The sequence below is a fragment of the Mycobacterium sp. genome, from assembly GCF_049683935.1.
In the GTDB taxonomy this organism is placed as follows: Bacteria; Actinomycetota; Actinomycetes; order Mycobacteriales; family Mycobacteriaceae; genus Mycobacterium.
In genome coordinates this window covers 1-9,929 of the sequence record NZ_JBAUJR010000158.1, presented here as the reverse complement: position 1 = coordinate 9,929, position 9,929 = coordinate 1, and the positions used below count along the sequence as shown (strand labels likewise).

Sequence of the window (9,929 nt, the reverse complement as noted above, 5' to 3'; positions counted from 1 at the left end):
CCGTCGGGCAGCACCACGACCTGCGTCACGCTCGACCGGGGCACTGCCGCTGGGCGGTACACGCCGAACGCCGACTCCGACGTGGGTGGCGTGGTGGTGTGGAAGCCCGCGTACCCGGCCAGAGCGATCTCCATGATTGCGCTCGAGAACGTCCGGCCGACCTTGCGCGGGTCGGTGTCCTTGACCGTGATCCGCAGGTGCGCGCACGCCTGGTCGTTGGTGGGGGCGTCCGGTGTGTCGAAACGCAGCAACCGGACGTCGGTCTCGGCGAAGGAGTCCGGACCGCCGAGGATGTCGAACAACTGCTGCTGCGCGAACGCGGCCTTTGCCTCCACGTCCAAGCCGGTGAGCACCATCGTCATGGTGTTCCGGTAGCCGCCGACCTCGTTCAGCGCCACCTTGAGCGTCTCCGGTGGCGGGCTGCCGGTGACACCCGTGATCGCCACCCGGTGCTCGGCCTGCTGGGCCAGAGAGATCGTGTCGAAGTGAGTGACCACGTCGGGCCCCAGATAGGCGGGCTCGGCGATCTCGTAGAGCAGCTGGGCGGTGACCGTACCAACCGACACCAGCCCCCCGGTGTCGGCGTGCTTGGTGATCACCGACGAGCCGTCGGCCGCGACCTCCGCGATCGGGAAGCCAGGGTAGCGACGGTCGGTGATCTCGTCGAGGAAGGCGTAGTTGCCGCCCGTGGCCTGTGGTCCGCATTCGATGACGTGGCCGGCCACGACGGCACCGGCGAGCCGGTCCCAGTCGGTGCGCTCCCACCCGTGCCACCAGGCGGCCGGGCCGACGACCAGTGAGGCGTCTGTCACGCGTCCGGTGACGACGACGTCGGCGCCCGCACCCAGCGCTTCGGCGATACCCCAGCCGCCGAGGTAGGCGTTGGCCGAGACCGGCTTGATCTCACCGACCGGAGGGGTGATCGCGGCGAGGTTGCCGCGCAGGTCATCACCTTCGACGTGGGCGATCCGGACGGTGATACCGAGCCGGTCCGCAAGCTCGCGCAGTTTGACGGCCAGCCCGGCCGGGTTGAGCCCACCGGCGTTGGCCACGATCTTGATACCGCGGTCGGAACAGGTGCCCAGCACCTGCTCCATCTGGGTCAGGAACGTGCGCGCGTAGCCGCCCGCGGGATCCTTCGCCTGGGCCTTCGCCAGGATGAGCATCGTCAGCTCAGCGAGGTAGTCGCCGCAGAGCACGTCGATGCTCTCCTCGCCCGCCCCGCCCTCGACCATCTCCCGCGCCGCGGCGATCCGGTCGCCGTAGAAGCCCGAGCAATTTCCGATGCGTACCGGGTCTCTCACGACACTCCTCCGTCGAACTGTCCTGCGGTGCGACCGCCACCGGGAGGTCCGGCGAAGGCCTGCGCGATGGAGAGCCACTGGTCGGCGAGCGGACCGGTGACTTCCAGTGCGGTGTCGTCGCGATGCCTGCGCTGGGTGACCAGCAGGCAGAAGTCGTGCGCAGTGCCGGTGACCCGGTCGGGCACGCCGTCGGGGCCCCAGGTCCAGAGTGTGCCCCCCGGTGCGGTGAGCTCCACGCGGACGGGCTCCTTGGGCACCTCCAGGCCGCCGGCCATGTAGCTGAACGCCCGCGCTCCCACGCCGATGTGGGCGACGTGGCGCAACCTGGCCGAGGGCACACGGGTCACTCCGAGCGCGTCGGCCACGTCCTGACCGTGCGCCCAGGTTTCCATGATCCGCGCGGTCAGCGAGGAGGCCGCGCTCATGGGGAGGCCGAACCACGGCACCCGCACTGACGGTTCGACCGTGGCGAACGCAGTGACGAGGGCGCGGCGTGCGCCGTCGAACCAGGACAGCAGCTCCGTTGCCGGCATCGACCGGTAGCGCTCGGCGATGGTGTCCGGGGAGATCCGGCCGTCGGCCAGCATGGGCAGCACCTCGGCCGTGAAGCCCTCGGGGTCGGTGGCTGAGCGCACCGCGACGTCGTCGAAGAAAGCAAGATGGCTGATCTGATCGCGGACCGCCCAGCCTGCCGCGGGGGTCGGAGCGTCCCACCCGGCCGGGCCGTCGGGCAGCTCGGCGATCAGCGACCTCAGCTCGGCCGTCTCCGCCTCGATGTCGGTGATCAAGGACTCCATCGTCACGGCCACGGCTAACGTCCCTTCCAGACCGGTGTGCGCTTCTCCCGGAAGGCGGCGGGACCCTCTTGCGCGTCGGCGCTGAGGTACACCGGCTCCCATATCTGGTCGGCGAGGTCGTAGGCCTCCGTCAGGTGGTGCTCTGCGGAGAGGTATACGGTCTTCTTCGCCGCGAGTACGGACAGCGGTGCGTTGGAAGCGATCCGCAGGGCGATCTCCTGCGTTCGTTCCCGCAGCTCCGCTGCGGGCACGACCTCGTTCACCATGCCTACCTCGCGGGCGCGCTCGGCAGTGATCGGGTCGCCGGTCATCAAAATCTGCAGCGCAATCCGCGGCGGCAGCAGCCACGACAGCGGGACAGCCCACGGTGAGCCGCGACCTACCTTGACCTCGCTGACCGCGAACCTGGCGTGCTCAGCTGCGATGACGAGGTCGCACTGCTGGGCCAGCAGGAATCCGCCAGCGAAGGCGACGCCGTTCACCGCGGCAATAGTCGGCTTGACGACCTCGATGTTGCGGCCGAACTGCGGCGCGAAGTCTGGCGGCGGAACCGTGAGCGCCGTCTCCGCCATCTCTTTCAGGTCCCCGCCGGCGCAGAACGCCTTGTCGCCGGCCCCGGTCAGCACCAGAACCTTGGCGGAGTCGTCGGCGTTGAAGCGGTGAACGGTGTCGAACAGTCCCTGCCGCACCGCCCCGTTGAGCGCGTTCCGTGCCTCGGGGCGATTGATCGTCAACCAGGCCACCCCGTCGACGACCTCGTAGGTGATCGCTTCCTCGCTCATCAATCCCCGTCCTGATCGGCACCCGCCCTCCCGATGTGAGGGCTCGTTCACTCGCAGTACGTTACTCGGCAGGATCTCACGATGACCAGAAACGGGCGTCGATCGGCCTCACTCGGGCGACCGGTGCGTCAGCTCTCGAAGTGGCTGCGGTAGCGCTCGCGAAGCACGTTCTTCTGGATCTTGCCGGTGGCCGTGTGCGGCATGGCGTCGGTGAACAGCACGGCTTTGGGCACCTTGAACCCCGACAGCGGGGTGCGGGCGGCGGCGATCAGGTCTTCTTCGGTCAGCGACGCCCCGGCTTCGATGTCACGATGGGGGCGACGTTTCACCGCCGGACTTGCCGAACTGGACCCGGGTGATGATGTTGGCGTCCAGGTCGTGATCCATGGGCGGGGTGGTCCTCTCGCCGGATCGGTTCAGGGCACTCAAGCGGGGACGAATCGAACGATGCCGATGTCACCGACGCGCTCGAACGCCGCACGCACCGCCATCCCCGCAACCACTGTGGTGGGGTCGCAGCCCTCCACGGTGGAGAGCATCTGCGGGCCCTCGGCCAGGCGGACCACGACGACCGGGTAGGGCGCCGATCGGGGTAGGTCGTTCCACGGGGGACGGCTGACGACTGCGGCGACGAGCACGGTCGCGTTGCCGGACAGTTCGGTCCACGTCAGCTCGGCGGAGTGGCAGCGGGGACAGAACGGGCGCGGGTAGTGGAAAAGCAGCCCGCACGCGGTGCACTCGCGTACGGCGAGGCACCCCCGGGCCGCCGCCTCGAAGTGGCCGCGGTTGACATCATCGATGCGGGGTAGGACCGCCGGATCGGCCAACCCCTCCAGGTAGGTGGCGGTCACGACGGCGCCTCCGCGAAGTTGATTGTCTCGGTGGTCATGACCCCTCCAGGATGACGGTGACGTGGCTGCAGAGCATGGAACCGTAGGCGTGGACGACCCCGAGGTCGGCCTGGCCGACCTGGATGCCGGCCGCGCGGCCGGTCATCTGCTGGTAGGCCTCCAGTATCCCGCAGATTCCCGAGGCCGTGCCGGAGTGGCCGAAACGCAGCAGCCCACCGTTGGTGTTCACCGGCAGCCGCCCACCGGGACGGGTGGCGCCTTCCCGGTAGAGCTCGACGGCTTTGCCGCGCTCAGCGAGGCCGAGCTCCTCGAGCAGCATCAGCGGGTTGGAGCTGAACGCGTCGTAGAGCTGCGCGAGCTGGATGTCGGCGGGGGCGATGCCGGCCTGGGCGAAGGCGGTGGCGCCGGAGCGGACCGCGCCCGTGCGCGAGAGATCGGGCATCGAGGTGAGGAACCCGTGTGTATGGCCCTCCCCGATGCCGACCACGTGAACCGGTCGATGCGGCACGCTTACGGCCCGATCCGGCGAGACGACGACGAAGGCGCCGCCACCCTCGCACGGAATGGAGCAGTCGAGGTAGCCGAACGGACCGGCGATGTGCCGTGCATCGAGCACCTGCTCGACGGTGAACCTCCCGGCTCCGGCGCCGATGGCGGTCGGATGCGCCAGCGCCCATTCCTGCTGGGCGGCCACGGCCTCGGCGAACACCTCGCGACCCTGCCCGACCTCGTCGAGCCACGACTGCGCGATCAACCCGTACAGGGTGGGGATGGACGGCGCGTAGGGAAGCTCGTAATCCGGATGGCAGGTCATCGTCATCAGGCGCCGGCCGACGTCGCGGATGGGCGGGAAGACCCCGGCCGACACGCATAGGACCGCCGAGCACTGACCGGCCCGGATCGCCCGCGTCGCGACACCGAGCATCGCGAGGTGGCTCCCGCCGCCCAGCTGGACACCGAGTTGCAACCCGAGCTCGTGGAGCCCGAGAGAGTCCTGGATCTCTTCGGACAGGAACGTGTGCTCGATGGACTCGCCCATCATGGAGCCCACGCAGATCAGCCCGTCGATATCCGAGCTCTCCATCCCCGCATCACGCAGGGCGGCGACGGCCGACCCGAGGTGCAAGTCCAGGAAGGGGCGGTCGAGACGGCCGGGCGTGACCTCGGAGAATCCGGCGAGCGTCGCGAGTGGTGCTGGCATGGGTCAAGACGTTAGCAGTGACTAACAATCGCTGGCCTGGGGTGGCGGTGACCGCACACCGCCACCGACGTCCGCTCCGCGTCAGGTTCGGCATGTTGCTCGACACAGGGTGGCCAGCCGACGGCTGGTGCCGTTTCGGCTCAGGCGAAGTCTGACGGCTCGTTCGAGTTCATTGAGCACGCCTATCCGGTCGGGAGCTGCAGAGTCGCCTCGCTGGGCACACACGGCCCCTCCTCGCTGGTGACCATGAGCTCCAGGTCGATCAGGCTCGTGCCGTTCACTTCGCGCTTGCCGATGACGCGCCCGGTGAGGGTTGCGGTCTGTCCCGGGTAGATCGACTTAATCATGGAGATCTTGCGACGACGGAGCAGCGCATCGGGACCGGCCCAGTCGCTGAGGCCGCGGTCGATGAAGCCGTGGAAGAACAGCGTCGACAGGTAGATCGTCCGCTGACCCTGGCTGCGCGCGTACTCCGGATCGTGGTGGCCAGGGAACCAGTCCCAGGTGGACGCCGCATTCATGCAGACCCGCTTGTAGGTGACCGGGATCGAGACCGGGGTGATCTCGTCGCCGACCGCGACGTCGTCGAACCGTAGTGTCTCCGTCGGGGTGCTGGTCATGGCTGCTCCTCGGTTCGGCCCAGGTGGTCGCCACCGGTGATGTCGTACCTGAACAGCACGTTGGTGTTGCGCGCGATGACCTTGTCATGCTGGTCGGCGTAGGTGGTCAAAGAGGTGATGAAAACCCCGGTGCCGAGACGGGTGGTCTTCTCCGGCGAGACCGAGACGATCTCGTCGACGGTCCACACGTGGTCGCCGATCCGTGGCCGGCGTTCCAGCTCGGTGGTGGTGGAGGCATTGATGATGTGGTGACCGGGCAAGGGCACGCTGAATGCGAACAGCGAGTCCTCGCGGTGGAGGTGCTCGGGGGTCCATTGGGGGTTGAAGCTCAGCGTCATCAACAGACCCGGCGGGCATTCGTCGCCCTCCCAGTACCGCGGGTTTCCGTCCTCCACCAGTGAGCAGTAGTAAAGCACCATCGAGCGGTCGATCGGAAACCAGGCCTGCTTACGCTGCGAGGTGCGACCGGCCCAGGCCCGGCCCTCCTCAAGAGTCCCGAAGGCCATCCCGAGACCGGTGATGTCGGTGGTCGAAGTGGCCACGGTTGTCCTTTCGATCGATGGTGGAGTCCGGCTGCAGAATCGGATTCTTCGTGGTGGATCGGGCTGAAGTCCCCGGCGGGTCAGGGTACCGGACGATGCGGGAACAGGTCAGCCGCCACGCCGCCTAGCCAGGGCGGCCAGGATCGTGACGACACATGCCGCGCGGCCCCGTCGCCCAGGGAGCCACTGGCGTTCTCGGCGAGGCCGATCGTCCCCCTTGCACCTGGCGCGCCGCCGGACGCACCTGATCGACTCTCTTCGCCTGCGATACGCGCAGCCGTCACGAGGCCGACGCGGACTCCGCTTCCGGTCTAGTGCTCAGCGCTGGACGACACCGCCCTCGACGCCGGTGAATCGCTTGCGCAGCTCCGTCTTGAGGAGCTTGCCGGTGGCGTTGCGCGGGAGCTCGGCAATGAGGTGCACTTCGCGCGGACACTTGAAATGCGCCAGACGCTCGCGGCACCAGGCGATCAGTTCGTCGGCGCCGGGTGCCTGCTCGGCGGCGGGGTCGGCCATCACCACCGCGACGACGCGTTCACCCCACTTCTCGTCCGGACCGCCGACTACCGCCGCGTCGAGCACACCGGGGTGGCGGAACAGCACCTGCTCGACCTCGATCGGGTAGACATTCTCCCCGCCCGAGATGATCATGTCCTTCTTGCGGTCGACCAGCGTGATGTAGCCGTCGGCGTCGATCCGGCCTAGGTCGCCGGTGTGGAACCAGCCGCCCCGGAAGGCTTCGGCAGTGATCGCCGGCTTCATCCAGTACCCGACGAACACGTTGGGCCCGCGCACCAGGAGCTCGCCGACGGTGTCGACCGGGACGTCCCGGTCGTCGGCGTCCACGATACGGGCATCGACGTGCATGGCGACCCGGCCGATCGACCCGGCCCGCGTCGTGACGTTGGCGGCGTCCAAGACCGAGACCATGGGTGCAGTCTCGGTCATCCCGAATCCCTCGGTGAAGGGGACGCCGCGTTGCTGCATGAAGTCGATGACGGTCAGCGGCATCGGCGCGCCGCCGCCCATGGCCAATCGCAGCGCCGAGAGGTCGTAGGAGTCGAAGTCGGGCACCTGGGTCAGCGCCGACCACATCGCCGGCACCATGAACTGGACGGTGGCTCGGCTCTCGGCCATCGCCTTCAGCGTGCCCACCGGGTCGAACGACGGGAGGATCACGCTGGTCCCGCCGACGTAGAGCAACGGCAGCGTATGCACCCCCAGCCCGCCGATGTGGAACATCGGGGCCACGGCCACGGTCACGTCGCTGCCGGTCAACCCTTGTTCGGCGCCCAGCACGTTGATGGCGTTCCACAGTAGGTTGTCGTGGGTGAGGATGGCGCCCTTCGGGCGGCCGGTGGTGCCCGAGGTGTACATGATGAACGCGGGGTCGCGGCCGTCGACGTCGTTGTCGAGAGGCTCGGAGACACCGCCGGAGAGCAGGTCGGTGTAGGCGATCTCGCCGTCGGCCGCGGCGCCCCCGGCCCGGACGGTGTGCCGGACCCGGACCCCGGGCTCGGCCAGCGCGCTGACCGCCGCCGCCGCGAGCGGGTGGTGAAAGACGAACACGTCGGCGCCGGCGTCGGCGAGGATGTAGCCGATCTCCGGGCCGGCGAGCCGGACGTTGATCGGGATGGTGATGGCGCCGATCTTCGCGCAACCGAGGAGGACCTCCATGAACTCGACCGAGTTCACCAGGAGCACGGCCACTCGGTCCCCCTTGCGGACGCCGAGACGCATCAGGTTCGAGGCCACCTGGTTGGTGCGCTGTTCGAATTCGGCGAAAGTGAAGTTGGTGTCACCGCTGACGAACGCCGTGCGCTGCCCGCTGAGGAAGGCCCGTTTGGTGACCCACTGACCGATACCGCGATCCATGTTGATTTGCCTCCTCGGCAGTTTGGTTGACACATGCTCGGTAAGGCAGGACCCGGCCCCGGCGGGCGACCGATCACCACCGTCCGTCTTGGTAGACCGAAGCGGACACGAACGGATGAAGGATGCTCAGTATGAGCGGGGCAGGTTGAGGCTGTGCTGTGCCACGTAGTTGAGGATCATTTCTCGGCTGATCGGCGCGGTGCGCATCAGCCGTGCCGGGCCCCAGAGAGTGGCCAGCCCGTACTCGGTGGCGAGCCCGTTGCCGCCGTGGGTTTGGATCGCCTGGTCGAGGGCGAGGATGCCGGCCTCGGCCGCAGCGTATTTGGCCATGTTCGACGCCTCCGCCGAGCCGGGGTCGCCGGCGTCGTGCAGTGAGGCCGCGCGTTGGGTCATCAGCCGGGCGAGCTCGAGCTGGATCTTGGCGTGCGCCAGCGGGTGGGACAGGCCCTGGTGGGCTCCGATCGGCACGTCCCACACCGTGCGCTCACGCGCGTAGGCGGAGGCCTTGTCCAGCGCGTAGCGGCCGATGCCGTTGCCCAGGGCGGCGCCCATGATGCGTTCGGGGTTGAGGCCCATGAACACCTGACGCAGGCCGTCGTTTTCCGTGCCGATCAGGTTCTCGACCGGCACCCGGACGTCGTCGAAGAACAGGGTGAACTGCTTTTCCGGTGTCACGGCCTGCACCGGGATGAGGGTGCTGGTCAGCCCGGGTGCGTCGGTCGGGACTACGAGCAGGCTCAGCCGTCCGCGGCCGCGGTCGTCGGTCGCGGTGCGGGTGACGACCAGGATGGCCTCGGCCTCGTCGACCCCTGAGATGTAGTACTTGGTGCCGTTGAGCACCCAATCCCCGCCGACGCGCTTGGCGTGGGTGGAGATGTTGTGGGAGTTCGAGCCCGCATCAGGTTCGGTGATCGCGAACGACATGATGATCTCGCCGCTGGCGATGCCCGGCAGCCAGCGTGCCTTGAGTTCGTCGCTGCCGAAGGCCTGGATGATCGTGCCGCAGATGGTGGGGGAGACCACCGTCATCAGCAGCGGGCAGCCTGCCGCGGCCAGTTCCTCGCCGACGATCTGCATGTCGTAGATGCCGCCGCCGCCGCCGCCGTACTGCTCGGTGATGTTGACCCCGAGGAACCCCTGCTTGCCCACGGCGTGCCAGAGTTCTGAACTCTTCTCCCCGCCGAGCGACTTGGCCACGTAGTAGTCGTGCCCGAAGTCCTTGGCGATCTCGGACACGGCCTTGCGAAGAGCTCGCCGCTCTTCGGTCTCGTGCAGTTCCATGCCGCTCTCCTACTTTCAAGTCGCCCGTCACCGGGGCCGGTGACAGGTTGGGTGGTGCTCAAGTCTGGTCTGCACCGTGGGCCGCTCCGACCACCGCGAGGGCGTCGCCGGTGGACACCTGCTGACCCACCGCGACCGAAAGCTCGGCGACGACCCCGTCGATCGGGCTGGCGATGGTGTGCTCCATCTTCATCGCCTCCAGCACGACCAGGGCCTGCCCGGCCGTCACGATGTCGCCCGCGGCGACGGGCAGCCGGATCACCGAACCCGGCATGGGCGCCGTCAGCGAGCCGGCCGGCTTCAGCGTGCTCGGGTCGAGGAACCGCGGTACCTGGGTTAACGCAGTGGATCCGGCAGGACTGTCGACATAGGCAATGTCGCCGTCGAGTACGACGTCGTAACCGCGCCGTAGCCCGCCTATCTCCAGGATCACCCGGTCGGGCCGTTGTGCCAGCACGCTGAGGTCCTCCGCGGGCTTGCCGTCGACTTCGACCTCGACGCCGTCGCGCAGTAGTGCGTAGCCGACCTGCAGCTCGCGGCCATCGTCGGTTGCCCATCCGGTGGACTGCAGCTGGGACGGGTTGTTGCGCCACCCGGCAGGCAGCGTCGGCTGGACGGGGGCCGCGGCGCGGCGCGCCGTCACCTGGGCGAGCGTGGCCGCGATGGCGTGCATGCG

The 9,929-nt window shown here is 68.4% G+C and carries 11 protein-coding genes; all 11 read right to left on the bottom strand.

The genetic code is table 11. The annotated features are described in order from the left end of the window. Positions 1-1,304, bottom strand: a 1,304-nt coding sequence (locus tag WA965_RS09290; protein WP_526296514.1) for an acyclic terpene utilization AtuA family protein, incomplete at its 3' end; no start/stop codon positions are given. Beyond that, on the bottom strand, positions 1,301-2,113 hold the full coding sequence (locus WA965_RS09285; RefSeq protein ID WP_526447395.1) for a TIGR03084 family metal-binding protein: 813 nt from the start codon (positions 2,111-2,113) through the stop codon (positions 1,301-1,303). The genes WA965_RS09285 and WA965_RS09290, both read right to left, overlap by 4 nt. A gap of 2 nt (positions 2,114-2,115) precedes the next feature. Continuing rightward, complete coding sequence (locus WA965_RS09280; RefSeq protein ID WP_163887624.1) at positions 2,116-2,883, bottom strand: enoyl-CoA hydratase/isomerase family protein; 768 nt, start codon at positions 2,881-2,883, stop codon at positions 2,116-2,118. A 128-nt stretch (positions 2,884-3,011) separates the two neighbouring features. Continuing rightward, positions 3,012-3,212 (bottom strand): AMP-binding enzyme, encoded by a 201-nt coding sequence (locus WA965_RS09275; protein ID WP_526296518.1) that lies wholly within the window; start codon positions 3,210-3,212, stop codon positions 3,012-3,014. A gap of 96 nt (positions 3,213-3,308) precedes the next feature. Then, positions 3,309-3,734, bottom strand: coding sequence for a Zn-ribbon domain-containing OB-fold protein (locus WA965_RS09270; RefSeq protein WP_526296520.1), 426 nt, complete (start codon positions 3,732-3,734; stop codon positions 3,309-3,311). A gap of 34 nt (positions 3,735-3,768) precedes the next feature. After that, positions 3,769-4,935: a thiolase family protein gene (locus tag WA965_RS09265; RefSeq protein ID WP_526296522.1), complete on the bottom strand. Its 1,167-nt coding sequence runs from the start codon at positions 4,933-4,935 to the stop codon at positions 3,769-3,771. 182 nt (positions 4,936-5,117) lie between these two features. Further along, entirely contained in the window at positions 5,118-5,555 is a 438-nt protein-coding gene (locus tag WA965_RS09260) for a MaoC/PaaZ C-terminal domain-containing protein (RefSeq protein ID WP_526296524.1), read from the bottom strand. Then, a complete protein-coding gene (locus WA965_RS09255) occupies positions 5,552-6,061 on the bottom strand; it encodes an FAS1-like dehydratase domain-containing protein (RefSeq protein ID WP_526296528.1) in 510 nt (169 codons plus the stop codon). Before WA965_RS09255 ends, WA965_RS09260 begins: the two co-directional genes overlap by 4 nt. A gap of 354 nt (positions 6,062-6,415) precedes the next feature. Beyond that, complete coding sequence (locus WA965_RS09250) at positions 6,416-7,972, bottom strand: acyl-CoA synthetase (RefSeq protein WP_526447393.1); 1,557 nt, start codon at positions 7,970-7,972, stop codon at positions 6,416-6,418. A gap of 126 nt (positions 7,973-8,098) precedes the next feature. Further along, positions 8,099-9,253, bottom strand: a complete 1,155-nt coding sequence (locus WA965_RS09245) for an acyl-CoA dehydrogenase family protein (protein WP_526296584.1) — start codon at positions 9,251-9,253, stop codon at positions 8,099-8,101. A gap of 58 nt (positions 9,254-9,311) precedes the next feature. After that, positions 9,312-9,929: acyl-CoA carboxylase biotin carboxyl carrier protein subunit (locus WA965_RS09240; RefSeq protein ID WP_526447391.1), on the bottom strand; the 618-nt coding region annotated here is incomplete at its 5' end.

Excerpts from the sequence above, each read along its gene's own strand:
- WA965_RS09250 (WP_526447393.1), bottom strand. The coding sequence starts at position 7,972 with ATGGATCGCGGTATCGGTCAGTGGGTCACCAAACGGGCCTTCCTCAGC.
- WA965_RS09265 (WP_526296522.1), bottom strand. The coding sequence starts at position 4,935 with ATGCCAGCACCACTCGCGACGCTCGCCGGATTCTCCGAGGTCACGCCC.
- WA965_RS09245 (WP_526296584.1), bottom strand. The coding sequence starts at position 9,253 with ATGGAACTGCACGAGACCGAAGAGCGGCGAGCTCTTCGCAAGGCCGTG.
- WA965_RS09260 (WP_526296524.1), bottom strand. The coding sequence starts at position 5,555 with ATGACCAGCACCCCGACGGAGACACTACGGTTCGACGACGTCGCGGTC.
- WA965_RS09280 (WP_163887624.1), bottom strand. The coding sequence starts at position 2,883 with ATGAGCGAGGAAGCGATCACCTACGAGGTCGTCGACGGGGTGGCCTGG.
- WA965_RS09255 (WP_526296528.1), bottom strand. The coding sequence starts at position 6,061 with ATGGCCTTCGGGACTCTTGAGGAGGGCCGGGCCTGGGCCGGTCGCACC.